The organism is Winogradskyella helgolandensis (assembly GCF_013404085.1).
GTDB classification, from domain to species: domain Bacteria; phylum Bacteroidota; class Bacteroidia; order Flavobacteriales; family Flavobacteriaceae; genus Winogradskyella; species Winogradskyella helgolandensis.
Genome location: NZ_JABFHO010000001.1, coordinates 2,689,748 through 2,708,290, shown reverse-complemented (window position 1 = coordinate 2,708,290; position 18,543 = coordinate 2,689,748). Strand labels below are relative to the sequence as shown.

The 18,543-nt window shown below is 31.7% G+C and carries 18 protein-coding genes; 14 read left to right on the top strand and 4 right to left on the bottom strand.

Features of this window, described 5'->3' with window-relative positions; translation table 11 throughout:
* Positions 1-45: 45 nt before the first annotated feature.
* Together HM992_RS11305 and HM992_RS11300 are read right to left on the bottom strand one after the other, a co-directional pair.
* Entirely contained in the window at positions 46-2,508 is a 2,463-nt protein-coding gene (locus HM992_RS11305) for a YfhO family protein (RefSeq protein WP_179319731.1), read from the bottom strand.
* 82 nt (positions 2,509-2,590) lie between these two features.
* Positions 2,591-2,866: a DUF4834 family protein gene (locus tag HM992_RS11300; RefSeq protein ID WP_178985087.1), complete on the bottom strand. Its 276-nt coding sequence runs from the start codon at positions 2,864-2,866 to the stop codon at positions 2,591-2,593.
* Positions 2,867-2,999: 133 nt separating this feature from the next.
* On the opposite strand from HM992_RS11300, the gene HM992_RS11295 reads away from it, so the two are divergent.
* The gene (locus HM992_RS11295; RefSeq protein WP_179319730.1) at positions 3,000-3,962 is read left to right on the top strand and encodes a transporter; all 963 of its coding nucleotides are present in this window, start codon (positions 3,000-3,002) and stop codon (positions 3,960-3,962) included.
* A 21-nt stretch (positions 3,963-3,983) separates the two neighbouring features.
* Positions 3,984-5,102, top strand: coding sequence for a GNAT family N-acetyltransferase (locus tag HM992_RS11290; RefSeq protein ID WP_179319729.1), 1,119 nt, complete (start codon positions 3,984-3,986; stop codon positions 5,100-5,102).
* Positions 5,103-5,211: 109 nt separating this feature from the next.
* Here HM992_RS11290 and HM992_RS11285 read toward each other — a convergent pair whose 3' ends face one another.
* Positions 5,212-6,471, bottom strand: coding sequence for an aminotransferase class I/II-fold pyridoxal phosphate-dependent enzyme (locus tag HM992_RS11285; protein ID WP_178985085.1), 1,260 nt, complete (start codon positions 6,469-6,471; stop codon positions 5,212-5,214).
* Between the two features lie 393 nt (positions 6,472-6,864).
* On the opposite strand from HM992_RS11285, the gene HM992_RS11280 reads away from it, so the two are divergent.
* From HM992_RS11280 to HM992_RS11225, 12 genes are all read left to right on the top strand, one after another.
* Positions 6,865-9,051 (top strand): tetratricopeptide repeat-containing sensor histidine kinase, encoded by a 2,187-nt coding sequence (locus HM992_RS11280; protein WP_179319728.1) that lies wholly within the window; start codon positions 6,865-6,867, stop codon positions 9,049-9,051.
* Positions 9,051-9,788, top strand: a complete 738-nt coding sequence (locus tag HM992_RS11275) for a LytR/AlgR family response regulator transcription factor (RefSeq protein WP_179319727.1) — start codon at positions 9,051-9,053, stop codon at positions 9,786-9,788. The genes HM992_RS11280 and HM992_RS11275 overlap by 1 nt, the downstream gene beginning before the upstream one ends.
* A gap of 159 nt (positions 9,789-9,947) precedes the next feature.
* Positions 9,948-10,181 (top strand): hypothetical protein, encoded by a 234-nt coding sequence (locus tag HM992_RS11270; protein ID WP_179319726.1) that lies wholly within the window; start codon positions 9,948-9,950, stop codon positions 10,179-10,181.
* A 22-nt stretch (positions 10,182-10,203) separates the two neighbouring features.
* Positions 10,204-10,773 carry a hypothetical protein gene (locus HM992_RS11265; RefSeq protein ID WP_179319725.1) on the top strand — a complete coding sequence of 190 codons (570 nt, stop codon included), beginning with the start codon at positions 10,204-10,206 and terminating at the stop codon, positions 10,771-10,773.
* 46 nt (positions 10,774-10,819) lie between these two features.
* A complete protein-coding gene (locus tag HM992_RS11260) occupies positions 10,820-12,913 on the top strand; it encodes a leucine-rich repeat domain-containing protein (protein WP_179319724.1) in 2,094 nt (697 codons plus the stop codon).
* Positions 12,914-13,035: 122 nt separating this feature from the next.
* The gene (locus HM992_RS11255; RefSeq protein WP_179319723.1) at positions 13,036-13,425 is read left to right on the top strand and encodes a hypothetical protein; all 390 of its coding nucleotides are present in this window, start codon (positions 13,036-13,038) and stop codon (positions 13,423-13,425) included.
* Positions 13,426-13,559: 134 nt separating this feature from the next.
* Complete coding sequence (locus tag HM992_RS11250; RefSeq protein WP_179319722.1) at positions 13,560-13,967, top strand: GNAT family N-acetyltransferase; 408 nt, start codon at positions 13,560-13,562, stop codon at positions 13,965-13,967.
* 27 nt (positions 13,968-13,994) lie between these two features.
* The gene (locus tag HM992_RS11245) at positions 13,995-14,501 is read left to right on the top strand and encodes a GNAT family N-acetyltransferase (RefSeq protein ID WP_179319721.1); all 507 of its coding nucleotides are present in this window, start codon (positions 13,995-13,997) and stop codon (positions 14,499-14,501) included.
* Between the two features lie 18 nt (positions 14,502-14,519).
* Positions 14,520-14,861 carry a hypothetical protein gene (locus HM992_RS11240; RefSeq protein ID WP_179319720.1) on the top strand — a complete coding sequence of 114 codons (342 nt, stop codon included), beginning with the start codon at positions 14,520-14,522 and terminating at the stop codon, positions 14,859-14,861.
* Between the two features lie 34 nt (positions 14,862-14,895).
* Positions 14,896-15,381 carry a hypothetical protein gene (locus HM992_RS11235; RefSeq protein ID WP_179319719.1) on the top strand — a complete coding sequence of 162 codons (486 nt, stop codon included), beginning with the start codon at positions 14,896-14,898 and terminating at the stop codon, positions 15,379-15,381.
* A gap of 34 nt (positions 15,382-15,415) precedes the next feature.
* Positions 15,416-15,976, top strand: coding sequence for a hypothetical protein (locus HM992_RS11230; protein WP_179319718.1), 561 nt, complete (start codon positions 15,416-15,418; stop codon positions 15,974-15,976).
* A 141-nt stretch (positions 15,977-16,117) separates the two neighbouring features.
* Positions 16,118-17,239 (top strand): DUF6688 domain-containing protein, encoded by a 1,122-nt coding sequence (locus HM992_RS11225; RefSeq protein ID WP_179319717.1) that lies wholly within the window; start codon positions 16,118-16,120, stop codon positions 17,237-17,239.
* A 56-nt stretch (positions 17,240-17,295) separates the two neighbouring features.
* On the opposite strand, the gene HM992_RS11220 is transcribed toward HM992_RS11225, so the two are convergent.
* The gene (locus tag HM992_RS11220; protein ID WP_179319716.1) at positions 17,296-18,333 is read right to left on the bottom strand and encodes a PLP-dependent cysteine synthase family protein; all 1,038 of its coding nucleotides are present in this window, start codon (positions 18,331-18,333) and stop codon (positions 17,296-17,298) included.
* Positions 18,334-18,543 lie beyond the last annotated feature (210 nt).

The following is an 18,543-nucleotide window of genomic DNA, read 5'->3' as shown; positions in this document are numbered from 1 at the left end:
TTTTTTTTGCTAATTATGGATTCCTGCTTTCGCAGGAATGACAATTTAAGCTTTTCGCTTTTTCACTTCAAAAAACAAACCTGCTAAAAGCAATATTCCTAAAACAATAGAACTCGCTAAAGCGACTTTACTTCCTGTTTCTACAACCTGCGGTTCAAACTTAAATTCTATTGTATGATTTCCTTTTGGAACTTCTAAAGCTCTCAATACGTAATTCACATGGAAATGTGGAACCAATTCACCATCAATGTAGGCATTCCAACCATGACTATAATATATTTCAGAAAATACCGCTACACCTTCGTTTCTATTGTTGGATTCGTATTTTAAATAGTTAGGTTTAAATTCTTTTAACTGAATCGTTGCTGTTGAATCAAATTGATAAACTGGTTTTAAGTTATTTTCACTTACCACTGATTTTTCTAAAACAGCTGTACTTTTGGTATCTAAACTGTCTAACACCATAATTTCCTCATTGGCATTAGCAACAACTTGAAGTTTTGAAACAAACCAAGCATTGCCATTAGCATCTGTGTTAGTATAAGGAAAAATTTGGCCTTGTTCTTCCGCAATGATATATTTAGTGTTAAGCATGTTAAGGACATTCATGTTGTTTTTATACACATGAAATTCTAACAACTCATTAACACGACCTAGTTTAGCGGCATGATAACCAAACAACGAATTATGAAAATAGGCAGACCTTGCAGGTTTACGCTGTCCTTCATTAGACATATCTAAAACTCTGAAATGACTTTTATCATTTAAGATTTCTAAATCAGCACTAGTCGCTTGGTAAGGTTTATCTACTTTTAAGGCAGATACAAAATTATCATTATTAACATATTCTCTATCTACCGTAACTAAGTCAAAAAGGATTAACACAGCAAATATAACTACGACTAAATTTTCAGATAATTTCTTTTTTAAGAACATAAAAATAGTTCCTGCTGAAAGCAATACTAAAACCAAAGCTCTCAACGTATCTGCAGTCATCAATGCTTTACGGTCTTTAATTACAGCATCAATAAAAGGTTGTCCATATGCACCAATATATTGATCATCTCTGAAACTTTCAAAATCAAATAGAAAAGATTTAAATACTAAAAAGATTAAAGCTAAACCTGCTGTGATTGCAACTGAATATTTTAAGGCTTTTAGTTTTTCTTCATCCTTCTGAAAATCATTAAATAAACGAACTAAAGCCATAATTCCTAAAACAGGAATACATAATTCTAAAATCACTTGGATAGAGCTTACGGCTCTAAACTTATCATATAATGGAACAAAATCAATAAAGAAATTCGTTATAGGATTACTATCTGGTTGAGGGTTTTCCACAAACAACCAATTTTTCCCTAATGATAATATCCACGATAATAATGTGCCACCTAAAAGCCACCATTTCAATCTCCCTTTTACTAAAAACAATCCTAAAACAAAAAGAAAAATAATCACTGCACCCACATACGCTGGTGCTTCAACTATGGTTTGATCGCCCCAATACATTGGTGCATTTCTTGCGCCATCTAATGCATCAATTGGAGAAGCTCCTAAATTAATATATGCTTTATAAGTTTCAGAATCTTTACCTACATCTTCAGAATTTCCTCCGCCCATAAATTTTGGAATAAAGAGATTGAAAGATTCTAAAATACCATAGCTATATTCCGTAATATATTCCCTGCTTAATCCTGAAGTTACCTCTTTAGGAGATCCATCTACATTTATAGTTAAATCACTCTTGCCTCGTGTACTTTCTTTAACATACTCTTGAGTCGCCATAATATTTGTAGCGTTTAACCCAACAGCTAAAATCGCAGCAATAGAAAGTAATCCAACAGACTTAAAAAAATGTGGCAATTGTTGTTTTTTGTAAGCATCGACGAGATAAGCCACTCCTAAAACTAACACTAATAAAAGGAGATAATAAGTCATCTGAAAATGATTCGTTACGATCTCTAAACCTAAAGCAATAGTTGTTAAGAAAAATCCGAGTATGTATTTCTTCCGAAAAGTGAGTACAATACCTGCCAAAACCAAAGGCATATAGGCTATGGCATGCGCTTTAGAATTATGTCCAACTCCAAGTATAATTATTAAGTAGGTTGAAAACCCAAAGGCTAATGCTCCCAATGCCGCCAACTTAAAATCGACTTTTAAAGCCAATAATAAAATATAAAATCCTATAAAATATAGGAATAAGTAATCTGCTGGTCGTGGTAAAAACCGTAAGGTTAAATCGAGTTCTTTAATATAATTGTGCGGATATTTTGCCCCTAATTGATAGGTTGGCATACCGCCAAATGCACTATTAGTCCAATAGGTTTCTTCTCCCGTGGTTTTGGCAAACTCTTTTTGTTGTTGAGCCATACCAATGTAGTGCATGATATCACTTTGGTTGATTTTTTTGCCTTGTAAAACAGGACTAAAATAGGCTAAAGACAAGGCTACAAACCCTATTAAAATTAAGACATGTGGTAATAAACGTTTTATAGAAAATGTCATGAGAATACTTTAGATTGAATGATTCTGAAAAGTAGTTATTTTTTTTGAAATAGTGCGTGAGAATCCTTTATTCAAAGGAAACCTATTCATCAATCTCTTCGTAATCGATGTATTCTCCTACTTTTTGATTTGAAGATTTATTATCGTTAGGCATTTTATCGATTACCGTTTCGCCTTCCTTTTGCTTTTGTTCTTGTCTTTGCTGGTTAGGATTTTGGAATCCACCAAATTGTCCTCCAAACTTCTGTTCTGCTTTTTTAGCAACAAACTTTAGTAATAAAGGCGCGAAAAGACGTGCTAAAATCTTAAAGCCAAAGTAAACGAGTAAAATAATTAAAATAGTTCTCAGTAATCCCATGATAAACATAATATAATCATCAAAAATACGATTATACTCATTTATAATCCGATATAATTCCTTAAAAAAACTATAAAATATCTATATTTGACTTCAATCTACAATAGACCGAATGGTTTTAAATCCATAAATAATGCGAATACTCAAATCAATACTTACTATAATTCTTGCCATCAGTTTTAATTCTGCTTCTGCCCAATATACCGAAGTAATTAACTCTAATCGTCCTGGTGTATCTAAAAGTGCTTTTTCTGTAGGAACGGGAATTGTGCAATTTGAAGCTGGAGCATTTACCGTAAAAGAAGAACATGCCCTCGCTAATTATGACGTCTCAGGATTTGGTCTCGATTTTGGTTTGCGTTACGGTTTATTTTTTGAAGAGTTAGAATTATCATTAGATGGAGTTTATCAGAATGATAATATTACATACAATAGCGCTTTGATTCCTGTTGAAGACAAGCGTTCTAATTTTAAAAACTTTACGCTTGGTGCTAAATATTTGGTTTATGATCCGTATAAAAATGCTGAAGAAGCGAAACCAAATTTATATAGTTACCATGCCAACAGTAAATTTAGTTGGAAATCTTTAATACCTGCTGTTTCAGTTTATGTAGGTGCAAATTTTGATTCAAAAAACAATCCATACACGGCTCCAGATATTGAAGGATTTAGCCCTAAAGTAATGATCGCAACGCAAAACAATTTTAATGGAGGTTGGGTTTTTGTGATGAATTTAATTAAAGATAGAATTGGAACTGACCAATCTGATTTTCAATATATCTTTACTTTAACACATTCGTTCACACCACAATGGGTTGTGTTTGGAGAAACGCAAGGCATTAAAAGTGATTTTTATGCTGATAATATCTTTAGGTTTGGAGGTGCTTACCTATGGTCCAAAGATTTTCAGTTAGATGCTAATATTGCCTTCAACACAAAAGACACACCAACGGTCTTTAATATTGCTTTCGGAGCTTCATATCGTTTAGATTTCCATAAGGACAAAGAAATTGATAATGGTAATGGCAATGACGGTAATTTTAAGAAAAAGAAGAAAAAAGAAAAGAAAAAGAAAACAGATGATTTCGAGTCTTAATTTATAGCCTTTCCTAACTACATGATAACAATAAAAGAAGCCACATCAAAAAAGGACTTAAAAGCATTTGTTCGTTTCCCGTTTAAATTATACCAAGACTCTAAAAATTGGGTTCCACCTATTATTAAACAAGAATTAGAAACCTTCAACAAAGAAAAAAATCCAATATTTAAAGATGCCGAAGCACGATTTTTTTTAGCCTATAAAGCAGGAGAAATTGTGGGCAGAATTGCTGCCATTATTAATTGGCTTGAAGTAGACAAACAAGGCATAAAAAAAATGCGCTTTGGTTGGTTTGATTTTATTGATGATTTAGAAGTCAGTAAGGCACTATTAAAATCCGTAGAAGATATTGGAAGAGAACAACAACTAAGTTATGCAGAAGGACCTGTTGGGTTTTCTAATTTAGACAAGGTTGGAGTAATGACAGAAGGCTTTGATCACCTCGGAACCATGATTACTTGGTATAACCATCCCTATTATATTAACCACTATACTACTCATGGCTACAGTATTGAAAAAGCATACTCAGAAAATAAATTCCCTTTTGAAAATGTAAAACCAGAGTTCTTTAAAAAGGCTCAAGAACTTATTAAGCGTCGCTATAAGTTAAGAGCACTTAATCTCACAAAAACAGAAGAAGTAATGCCTTATGCAGATCGTATGTTTGATTTGTTTAATGAAAGTTATTCGTCCTTATCGTCTTTTGTTGAAATAACAGATATTCAAAAAGAATATTTTAAAAAGAAATTTATCAGTTTTGTTAATCCAGAATATATCAAATTTGTAGTGGATGAACACGATAAACTAGTTGGCTTCGCTGTTGTTATGCCTAGATTTGCTAGTGCTTTAAAAAAAGCTAATGGTAAATTATTTCCATTTGGTTTTTCGCATATTCTAAAAGCTAAAAAGAATAGCAAAGACGTTATATTTTACTTAATAGGAATTCATCCGGAGTATCAAAACAAAGGGGTTCATGCTGTAATATTTAATGAATACTATGAAACTTTTAAACAAAAAGGCATAGAAACCTGCTATAGAACACCAGAACTTGAAGATAATGTTGCCATCAAACAAATATGGAAGCATTTTGATCCTGAAATTTATGTACGTAGAAAAACGTTGCGAAAAGACTTGTAGAGTCTAATGACTGGTTGGTTGCTAGTTGTTAGAACAACATAATAAATAAAAAACGGTCATCACAATTTATGCGATGACCGTTTTATTTTATATTGCGTTAGGTGATTACTTATTCACCCATCGCTGCCATTAATGCTGCAGACATTCTTTTATAAGTTCCGTTTACCAATCGTTCTCTGATGGCATCAAAAGCATCTAAAGTTTCTTTTACATCCTCTAAAGTATGTGTTGCTGTAGGAATCATTCTTAATAAAATTAATCCTTTAGGTATCACGGGATAAACTACTATAGAACAGAATATTCCGTAATTTTCACGTAAGTCTCTTACCAAAGCCATAGCTTCAGGAATACTTCCTTTTAAATATACAGGAGTTACACAACTTTGAGTCGTTCCAATATCAAAACCACGTTCTTTTAAACCTGATTGTAACGCATCAACGATAGTCCAGAGATTCTTTTTAAGTTCTGGCATTGTACGTAACATATCCAAACGTTTTAATGCACCTACTACGAGTTGCATCTGTAAGGACTTAGCAAACATTTGAGAACGTAAGTTATATTTTAAATAATCTATAATTTCTTTATCTGCCGCAATAAATGCACCTGTACTAGCCATTGACTTTGCGAACGTTGCAAAATATACATCGATATCATCTTGAACACCTTGCTCCTCACCTGCACCAGCTCCAGTAGCACCAAGTGTACCAAATCCATGAGCATCATCTACAAAAAATCTAAAGTTGAATTTTTTCTTAAGTGCAACAATCTCTTTTAAACGGCCTTGTTCTCCACGCATTCCAAAAACACCTTCTGAAATTACTAAAATTCCACCTCCTGTCTGCTCTGCCATTTTTGTAGCACGCTCAAGGTTTTTCTCTAAGCTTTCAATATCGTTGTGCTTATAGGTAAAACGTTTTCCCATGTGTAAACGTACACCATCAATTATACATGCGTGTGCATCTACATCATAAACAATAATATCATCTTTAGCAACCAAAGCATCAATGGTAGAAACCATTCCTTGGTATCCAAAGTTTAATAAGTATGCCGCTTCTTTATTAACAAAAGTAGCAAGTTCACTTTGTAATTGCTCGTGTAAATCTGTGTGACCAGACATCATCCTTGCGCCCATTGGATATGCAGAACCATATCTAACACCTGCTTCACCATCTACTTTTCTAACTTCAGGATGATTTGCTAAACCCAAGTAATCATTGATACTCCAAGTTATAACATCTTTTCCTTGAAACTTCATTCTATTAGAGATTTCACCTTCAAGCTTTGGAAACACAAAATAACCTTCAGCCTGAGCTGCCCATTTCCCTAGTGGTCCCTTATCTTTATAAATCTTCGCAAATAAATCCTTCATGCTTTAAGTTTACTGTTAATCAATTGTTTACACAAAAAATCATGCGTTATCAATCAATAATCTTTAGTTAATTTAATCTAGTTAGTGCTCGCAAAATTAATTAATTATATTATGAATGCATAATTTATTTAATTAAGTATTAACTAAGTTTTGAACAATAGCCTATCATTATCAATTATTCAAAAAATATTAATTGATAGATTTTGGTAGATATCACTTTTTAGACTTTACTTAAAAACGCTTATTCGTTAAAACAGTACACTTATGTCTTCAGTCTCTTCAGAAAAAGATTCTTTGTACATTGGTATACCATATTATAACTATTTTGATTTTATTTGATAGTTAATTACAAAGGCTTATAATGAAAGTCTTAATTATAGCCATTCAATTTTTATGAAGATTATCGTTTCATTTCTTATTATTTTATTTCTATCGATTTCTACAAATCTGTTCTCGCAAACTACGGTTATAGATAGTCTTAAAAAAGAATTATCTATACATAACGAAAATGATTCCACTAAAGTGAATCTATTATATGGTGTTGCATTTTCGTCTTTTCAAAACGATTTAGAAACAACCAAATTATACCTCGGTAAAGCAGAAGATTTAAGCAATGATTTAAATTATACAAAAGGTAAAGCCAAAGTCTTATACTTAAAAGGCATTCTCGAAAGCAGAAAATCTAATTATAAAGCAAGCTTAGACTTTTTTAAAGGCTCACTTAAGCATTATGAATCTATTAACGACCAAAGTGGTATTGCCGCAATCTATAATGCCTTTGGAATTACTCATTTTATTCAATCTGAATACGACGAAGCTATACTCTATTATCAAAAAACATTTGAAATTCAAAAAAGTCAAGGAAAACCAATCAATCTTATTAATAGCCTATTAAATATTGGGAATGTCTACTCTGAAACAGGAAGGTACAATGAAGCTATTTTAAATTACAAAAAGGCATTAAATATTAGTATAGAAATTAATGATAAGGTAAATATTTCATCTATAAATTATAATCTAAGTGTACTTTACAAAGTACAAGGCAACTATCCTTTAGCTATAGAATCTGCAAATAAGGCTTTAGAATTTAGAAAAATAATTAGAGATACTCTCGGGACTGCGCATGTACTTAATAACCTAGGAGATATTTATACATCCATAGAAAAATATGATACCGCTTTAGACTACCAGGAACAATCGTTAGACTACGCATTAAAAAAAGAGAATAAAAGCCTAGTGGCTACAAATTATAACAATATTGGTACTATTTACCTACAAAAGAAAGCATATCCAAAGGCACTCAAATATTATGACAAAGCGTTAGAAATGAGTCAAGAAGTTAATAATGTAAAACAAATTATTGGATGTTTTATCAATCTTGGAGAAATTAATCTATTACTTAATAGACCGGCAACTGCACGAGAAAAATATATAAAAGCAAAAGCCATTAGTGAAGAGACTAATAAAAGGGATTACTTAGCTTATTGCTTCTTAGGAATTTCTGAATCATATATACAAGAAAAAAAATATGAAAAAGCACTTCCTTTTACTCTAAATGGCAAGAAATTATCAGAGGATCTAGAACTACTTGAACCACAAAAAAAAGCTTCAGAGTTACTAAGTGAAATCTATAAAAACACCAATAACTACCAAAAGGCTTTTGAAAGTTTTAAACAATTTAAAACTTTAAACGATAGTCTTTTTAATAAAGATAATATTGAAAAAATAACGCAATTAGAATATGAATACAAGTATAAAGAAGCCTTAGACTCTGCTAGCATTAGAGAATTAAAGCTGACTAAAATAGTTAATACAACATCACTAGATTTAAAAAAATCACAACGTAATTTATTACTTGGTATTATTGGATTTTTAGTCATGGTTTTAATTTTGGGGACTATAATTTTCATTTTAAGAATACGAAATGAAAAATCTAAATCGCAAAATATAGAAATAGAACAGAAATTGTTACGCTCACAAATGACACCTCATTTTATTTTTAATTCATTATCTGTTCTGCAAGGCATGATTTTAAATAAAGAAGACAAAAAAGCGGTATTTTATTTATCTAAATTTTCAAAATTATTGCGTATTATTTTAGAGAACTCTAGAGATAAAATAGTACTGCTTGGCGAAGAGTTGGAAGCAGTAAGCAATTATTTAGAACTTCAAAATTTAGAAGAATGTCAAGCTTTTCAATATACTATTTTGGTAGACGAAACTATAGACACAATGTTATTTAAAGTACCACCAATGCTCATTCAACCATTTATCGAAAATGCAATTGAACACGCTTTTAAAAATCAAGAAGACAATCGTAAAATTGATATTCAGCTTAAGTATGTCCATAAAGAGTTAATTTGCACCATAACAGATAACGGGATTGGGATAGATTCAGAAAAAGCACCTAAAAATCGACATAAAAAATCATTAGCGACAACCATAACTTCTGAGCGATTAAAAGTTTTAGCTAAAGATTTTAAGATGAAAGGCTCTATAAATATTGAGGATAGAAAAAAATATAACGCACAAGGAACTATAGTTACTTTAGTAATCCCTTATAAAATAGATTTAGCATAATGAGATCACTAATCGTAGAAGACAAAGCATATATTAGAAAAGGATTACGCAACTTATTACAATTAATTGATGGTGATATAGAAGTCATCGGAGAATGCGAATCTGTAAAAGATGCTATTGTGGTTACGACAACTTGTAAACCCGAATTAATTTTTCTTGATATTAATTTAACGGATGGTAACGCTTTCGATTTTTTAGAGCAAACTGAACATCTACCTTTCAAAGTTATATTTATTACTGCTTATGAGGAATATGCTTTAAAAGCCTTGAAAATAGGTGCTGTAGACTATTTATTAAAACCTGTTGATATAGATGATCTTAAATCCGCACTACAAAAAGTTTCTACAGTGCCTCTTAAAGTCCAAAAGCAAAACATAGAGACTGTAAAACAGATCTGGAATAATGAGGATCACAAACTCATATTATCACTTCAAGATAGTTTTCAAGTTATAGATTTAAACGAACTACTATTCTGTGAAACAGACAAAGGTTATACGACGTTTTATTGTAACGATGGTAAAAAACATATGGTTTCAAAAACATTAAAAGAATTTGAAAACCAACTTTCTAAAGCTAATTTTATTCGTCCACATCAATCGTTTATGGTCAACCTAAAGTTTATTGATCGCTATGATAAATCTGGTACTATTCACCTTAAGAATGGAAAAAAAATACCAGTATCTACTCGAAAAAAGGAATCCTTCCTTAATACCTTTTTAAGCTGGACCAAAATATAAAACGCTAAAAAATAGCCAATTACAGTTTTTAGTCTTGTTTTTTACGGATATTTCTTCAAGTGCGGCACTTATTTATTTTAATATACCAGACATAGATTTCCTGTTTTTTTCTTCGCTTGTACCATATACATTTATCTCTCAAATCGATAAATTTTATATATGGAAACTATTAAATCAAACTTAGGCAAAGGCGGATTACTACTTGCTGCCATGGGAATTATGTCCATAATTCTTTCAATTTTCAACTACAATATTAGATTGCTTTCTTGGGTAGATGCCTGGGGTAATACTATGGGATGGATTATTAGAATCCTCTTAATTGTTGGTGGAGGAGCTTTGTTTCTATTCTTTGGAAACGATCTAGAAGTTGACGTCGATATAGACGAAAATTAGAATTAATTAAAAACCAAATAAAATGAAAACATTTAAACACACCATAGTACTAGCAATAGCAATAGCTACATTAATAGCTTGTGGAGGAAACTCGGGACAACAACCAGCAACAGCAGATGGTTTTTCGGGTATAGAAAGCGACATAAAAAGTGAATTTGGCAACGATGCCTATTATACAGATCTAACAATTACTCATAATAAATCTATAGGGAATATTATAGGTGTTACTGTAACCGAAGATCCTAGTTCTTTAAAAATGGAACAGTGGAATCAAACGCAAAGTGTTTGGTCACAAAATCAACAAATATCCCTTGAGGTGCCACAAGGCACAAAAGCAGAAGACTATATCTTTCAATTAGATGATAACATTAATCTAAAAACATTAGGAGAATTAGCTGAAAAAGCTAGCAACCAATTAACAGCAGATAAAAAGCTTGAGAACCCAACATTATCTATGGCATTTGTAAAGTTTCCAAAAAATGGAGATGTTTCTAAAACCGAATATACCATAATGTTAAAACCAGAACATGGAGGTACCACATTTACATTTAGTTATGACTTAAGTGGAAACCTTATAAAAATGGATTACTAAACCACGACCAAATTTTACTTTAAACTTTAATTTAAAACCAAAAATTATGAAAAAATCACTACTTATTTTAACGACCCTATTTATCTCTTTGATAGGGTATTCGCAAGCTGTGGGAGATACTTTTACGGAAGACTTTATAACCTACGAAGTAACCTCTGTTATGCCTAACGAAGTTGAAACTACAGGTTATAATTCCGCTGGTGGCACAGTAGTAGATATTCCTGCTACAACAACAAATAACCTAACTACTTATGCTGTTACTGCTGTTGGATTTAATTCTTTTAATGGCAAGGGATTAACTGCTGTCACATTTCCCAATAATATTATTAGTATAGGGCAACAATCTTTTGCAAATAACAGTATAACTAGTATCACATTTCCAAATAGTGTTATTAGCATTGGTTCAAGTGCTTTTTATGTTAATAATTTAACTCATGTTACTATTCCAAGTGGCGTAACAGATATTGGTTTTGCTGCGTTTAGAAGTAATCCTTTAGCAACAGTAACTTCACAAGCTACAATACCTCCTACTATATATGTTCCAGGTATCAATGATTCTTTTTATAATCGCGCTGCTATTGATTTAACGATACCAAGCGGTACTTCTGCTGCATATGCATCTGGAGGTTGGACAGGCTTTCAATCAGTAACGGAAGCAACACCATTAGCAATTGCCGATACTTTTATTGTAGGTTTTATAACTTATGAAGTTACTTCTGTATCTCCTGACACAGTTGAGGCTATTGATTATGATTTTTCTGGTGGCACAATAGTTAATATACCTGCTACAGTTCCTTTTAGTGTTACAACTTATGATGTTACTAGTATTGGTAATATGGCTTTTATGGGTAGTATCGTAAATGGTGATCAATTAACAAGTGTTACTATTCCTAATAGTATTTTGAGTCTTGGTGAAAATTCTTTTAACGGAAATAGCTTAACAGATATAATAATTCCTGATAGTGTTACGAGTATTGGTGGTCAAGCATTTGCGTATAATGACTTAGTAAATGCTAATATAGGAAACAATGTAGTGGATATAGCAAGTAGTGCTTTTAGAAATAACCAATTAACGAGTATTATTATTCCCGATAGTGTTACTAGTATTGGTGCAAATGCTTTTGGTAATAATCCATTAAATGCCATTATTGCTTTAGCGACAACACCAACAACTGTTATTACAGGAACTAATGATAGTTTTGCTAATGACCGTAGTAATATTAATTTAATTCTAACAGGTAATTCAACCAATGAATATGTTACTGATAGTGGTGCATTATGGACAGGTTTTAAAATGGTATTTGAAGCTACTTCTGCAACAACTGCTAAAGTTACAGATTATGAAGCTGCAAATGGCACATCCGTTACTATACCTGCTTCTATTACTGTTCCTAATGTAACTGTATTTGATGTTACAGAAATCGGAAGTTCCGCTTTTTATGATAAAGGATTAACTGATGTCATTATTCCTGAGGGTGTCACTACTATTGGAACTTCAGCTTTTGAAATAAATAATTTAACAAGTGTGTCTATTCCAGATAGCGTAACTGCTATTGGTTTAACCGCTTTTTCTACTAATTCTATTACGAATCTTTCATTAGGTATTAATGTAGAATCAATAGGAATTGGAGCATTTGTAGACAATAATCTTACAGATATAACTATACCAAGTAATATTACTTCAATCGGTTTACTTGCTTTTGGTAATAATCCATTATTAGCTAATGTTACGTCTTTAGCTATGATACCACCTACAATAACCACTGGAGCAAACGATACGTTTATTTTTGATCGTAGTAATACAGCTTTGCATATACCGGCAGGAACATTAGCTGCTTATGTAACAGATATTGGAGCTTTATGGACAGGTTTTAATCCAGTAACAGAAGATGCTGTTTTGAGTATTTCAGAGGCTGAGTTAACCAACGACGTAAAAGTAGTAACAACGACAGATGCCATAAAAATAATAGCATCTAACAACATTAAATTAGAAAACTATGCCCTTTATACTATTACAGGACATAAAGTTGCTACAGGTATAGAAAGCGAAATACCTATAAATTATTTAGCAAGCGGTATCTATGTTTTAAAACTAGATTTTAAAAACGGAACAGTAGTTAAAAAAGTAGCTGTGAATTAGATATTAATTAAAGTGTTTTAATAGTAAGGCGCCAAAAAACTATTAAACCAAAAATTGAAAGCCACTTTTACCTTATGTGTTAAGGTGGCTTTTCAACTGATAAAAACCAAATGATATAAGCAATGGAAAAATCAATAACAACTAAAAACGAGTACAACTCTTTAGATGCAATTAACACCTATTTAAAAACAAAAGCATCAACTTTTGAATGTTCTAAAGAATATGACAGTTGGGATGTGAGAACAAATGCTCATGGGCAAATGGAACATTGTATTATTCTAAAGAAGAGTGCAATGCACGGCATGAAGGTGCATTTTGAAAAAGACAATACACTAAAAATGACATACATTATACCAAACAAAATGATGCATGCTTATTTCGGTAAAAGCCAGAAACGTTACCGCAATGTTTTAGAAATCATTACAGGAAAAATAAAAGACACATTATTAGCACCTGCCCAGCGTAAAGCTTTTGAAGAAATGGAACAGGTATTTGAAAAAATTTCGGCATAATAAAATACTTTTGATATATAGCTTTTTTTACATACTAACAAAAACCAAATTGAATCTCGAAAGTTATTTAGATTCAATTTGGTTTTTAATTACTAAATTATGTGCATAAATAACAATGCTAAACGGTAATAACGATGATAACCTATCAAGTAGAACATAATTTATCTCCAGCTGAGTTTAAAGAGGTACTAATAAAATCGACACTTGGTGAACGGAGACCTGTAGATGATTCCGAAAGAATTAAAGCCATGGTAGACAATGCCAACTTAATCATTACCGCTAGAGATAACGATAAATTAGTAGGAGTTTCAAGATCTGTAACCGATTTTGTGTACTGCACCTATTTATCAGATTTAGCGGTTGATAAAGCCTATCAAAAACTTGGTATAGGAAAAGAACTCATTAGATTAACAAAGAAAGAAACACCACAAGCAACGCTTATTTTATTGGCCGCACCAGCTGCAGAATATTACTATCCGCATATTGGAATGACTAAAACTGATGTTTGTTTTTTATTAAAGGACCTTAATGATTTAAAATAATAAAAACTAAACTATCAATGTTATAAATTGAAAGCCGATTTAATTTACAGAAAAGCAAACCTAACTGATTTTAACCAACTAAAATCACTTGGCAAAGCTTCCTATTCAGAATTTTCTAAGGTATTAACCCTCGAGAACTGGAATAAAATGAATGCCTTTCTCGAAAGCGATGAAAAGTTAGTCAACCTCATTGAACTAAGTACTGTTTTCGTTTGTGAAAAAGAAGCAGTTATCATCGGAATGATATATTTAGTTCCTAGCGGAAATCCTACAGAACTCTTTCATGAACAGTGGAGTTACATTCGATTTTTAGGTGTTCATACTGAATTTAGAGGTCACGGCATCGGTAAAAAACTAACGGATTTATGTATACAATTTGCCAAGGATACAAACGAAACCTATATGGCACTTCATACTTCAGAATTTATGGATGCAGCCAGAACCATCTATGAGAAAAGAGGATTTGAGAAAATCAAAGCGATCGAATATCTCGGAAAAAGATATTGGATTTATTTATATAACATTGAAGCATAACAAGCTCGAAAAAGAACGATGAAAGCGTTAAAAAGAATTTTAAACTACCTTATTTGGACAATATTAGCGTTTATAGCTGCTTTTGGTTATATGCGAATTATTTTAGGACCTAAATTAATTGATTCTAATGGTTTTGAAAAAATAGCTAACATCATTTACGATTTAGCCTTTGTTCAAATTGGGTTAATTCTTGGAAGCATCATTGCCATTATATATATTCTTAGTGATGTGTTTTATTTAAGCAAAAGACTGATAAATACTAAAAAATCGACCATCATTCGTTTACTCGTCATTATTGTTATTGCCATTATTATTGTATCCACACACTATATATTAGAGAAAGTTATTGATGTTATTTAATACCTATTTAAACATTTTAAGCACAACTGAAATCATGAAAAAATCACTCATTATCTTATGCATTATCAACAGCTTTTTTATTTGCGCACAAGATTGTACGTTTTCACCTTTTAATGTGGCATTAAGTGATGATAGTGGAAGTGATACCAATATTAGAGATGAGCCTAATGGAAATATCGTTTTAAAATTGAACAAAATGGACGAATTTGTATTACATGCTACAGACTACAAAGATGGCTGGTTCAAGGTCGATAACATTTCAAGTGTTCATTATGGTTATGATATAACAAATCTAAATGGTTGGACGCATATGTCAACCATTGGTTTATGGACTAGAAAGAAAATAAACTTATTAGATGTTCCAGAAACAGGAACTAGTTTAGGTTCTATTGATGGAGAAAGTGGACCCGTAAAAATAAAGGACATCTGTTCCAATTGGGCTAAAATTGAATTTGATGGTTTATCTGGTTGGGTAGACATAGAATGGCTTTGCGGAAACCCTGTAACAACATGTCCTTAATTAATTGAAAAAAAATGAACTTATAAAAAATAAAATGAAGAACATTCTTATAATTATTGTACTCGTAATTCTTTCCTGTAAAAATAAAGAGACACCAACTAAAAGTGAAGCTGGTTTAATCTCCTTCTCAGAAATTAGTGAAACAACAAAAAATTACAATCCTGAAATTATTACTGAGACCATCAAAATAAATGATGAAGAACTAAGATCTGACTTATACAAAGGCACTTTAAATAGTAACATTAAAATAGCGTTGTACTTAAAAGAACAAGAACATGCTTGTGGAGGTTCTACATTTTTTTATTCTATGTATAAATACGAGAATCAAGACAAATGGATATTATTAAATGTTACCACAAATCAAGAACAAAACAACTACTGCATGGTTGAAAGGAACTTCTCTGGCGTTTTGTTCTTAGAAGAAAACTCAAATAGTTTAAACGGAAAATGGATAAGTCCGGACACAAGCAAACAATTTAATGTAGAACTTCAACGTGAAGAATTAGACATCAAGTTCGCAAAAGATCATACTATTATTGAAACATTAGACGAGATTCTATTTGATGATTTACTATATAATGCAAATGATTGTTAAGTCTTAAATAGAACCTATTATTAGAAATATAATATGAATTACGCAAAATCAATTAGTATGTAGAGTTTTAAAAACTATATTCATAAAAGAATTAAACTTGTAAAAACACATTAATGCTATCTTGAAAACCAAATCATAACTATGTTTCCAATAATCTTTTTACTAGTTGTAATTCCAATAAGCTTTGTCGTTTTTAATTTTATCTTTTATATTATTAAAGGCAGAATAAAAACAACAGAAAAAGTATTCAAAGCCTTTCAGATATGGACAGTTGTTATTGTTCCTACAGCGTTCATTCTAAACGCCGATGTTGGAGTCTTAAATGATTGTTGCACAGATAGTGCCTTATTTTCACCCGAACATCGATTAGGAATTTATACGTTACTCATCACCTATACCCTATTCTATTGCATTTCAATTTTCAAAAAAAGTGTTTTACCTCCTATTGTAGAATTGTTTACTAATTCATTTTTAATACTTGGACTCATCATTAATGTCCTGCTGTGTTTTCATATTCACCCAATGGAACTAGGATTATTCATGTGGATTTTAGGTAATGTACCTATCATCCTACTATTATTCATTGAATTAAATAAAAACCAGAAACTATTAAAACTCCATATAGAGCAAAATGAATTGCGTTCAACAAACATAATAGGGAAATTAAGCTTATCTATTTTAAAATTAGAACCCATTTTCAAATACCCAGTTTTAGCTCTAATATTAGTTCCTCTTTTAATCATATTATCATTATTCCTATTACTTTTCGGTCAAAAACCAGACAGTCTTATTAGCGCTTTTACAGAAACCTACAAACATGGCTTTTCACAATTAGATTACATGTGTGAAAATGTTGAATGTGGAGGTCATTTTCTATGTTCGGTTGGAGCAAACGGTCACCAATCCGTTGTAAAACCTATTAGATATGGCGAGCGCCATGGCCATAAAATAATTTGTAACCGACAATTATTAATTTCTAATGCCTTTGAAGATTTAGTACAAGATAAATGTCCTAAAATTCACAAGGTTATTAGAAAGAACTACAATAACATCGGAGACCTAATTCATAAATATTATGACATATTCAATATTAAACTCGTTTCAGATATCGTTTACATTTTGATGAAGCCTTTAGAATTGTTATTTTTATTTACACTTTATACAGTTGACAATCAACCAGAAAATCGCATTGCCGTACAATATTTAAGTAAAAACGATAGACAAAAATTAAGCGCTATAAAAACTGAAACTGCTAAAAAATAAGCATAAAAAAACCTATCACAGTTGCCTATGATAGGTGTATATTATAAAAAAATAATTTATTTTACATATTCAATAGTAGCCTGCACTTCAGATTTACTATCAAAAAAGCCTTGGTCTTCCATCCATTTATCATTATAGACTTTGCTCATATAACGTGATCCATGATCTGGAAATATCACTACGACTTTATCCGTTGGCTTAAACTCACCTTCTTCTTGTAATTGCTTAATCGCTTGCATGGCAGCACCACTTGTGTAACCTACAAAAAGACCTTCTGTGTTAGAAATTTCTCTAGCGGTATGTGCACTTTCTTCGTCGGTAACTTTTACAAACCGATCTATGGCATCAAAATCGGTTGCTGTAGGAATTAAATTTTTCCCTAAACCTTCAATTCTATATGGATAAATTTCTTTATCATCAAACTCACGCGTTTCGTGATATTTTTGTAATACAGAACCATAAGCATCCACACCAATAACTGTTACATTAGGGTTTTGCTCTTTTAAATATTTTGAAATTCCAGAGATTGTTCCTCCCGTTCCACTACATGCAATTAAGTGTGTAATTTCACCACTTGTCTGTTCCCAAATTTCTGGACCAGTAGAGTTGTAATGCGCATCAATATTTAGTTGATTAAAATACTGATTGATGTAGATAGATCCTTTATTTTCTTCGTGTAAACGTTTTGCAACTTCGTAATAAGAACGCGGGTCGTCTGCTTTAACATGCGCAGGACAAACATAAACCTTAGCTCCCATAGACTTTAACATATCTATTTTATCTGGAGAAGATTTAGAGCTTACAGCCAAAATGCACTCATAGCCTTTAATAATACTTACCATAGCAATACTAAAACCGGTATTACCAGACGTCGTTTCTATAATGGTATCACCAGGGGATAAAATACCTTGGCGCTCAGCTTCTTCAATAATATATAATGCAATTCTATCTTTAGAAGAATGACCTGGATTAAACGCTTCTACTTTGGCGTAAAAGTCACCATCGAAGTCAGCGGTCATTCTATTTAATTTGATTAAGGGAGTGTTACCAATGAGTTGTAACACATTATCAAATACATTTTTGTTGTTCTTCATAAATGAAAATTTTCAGCAGTCGTTATTTATTAGACACCTAAAACCTCGCAAAAGTAACATTTTTTTTTGACTTATTCCGTTTGGCGTTTGGATAGGTCGAAAAGGAAATGACTCTTTTTTTGTTTCAATGAAGAATATAAATCAAGTATAGCTATAGCTACGGTTTTTTTGTATTCTGAAACTGAGGTAAAAAAAGAACACTTTATCGCA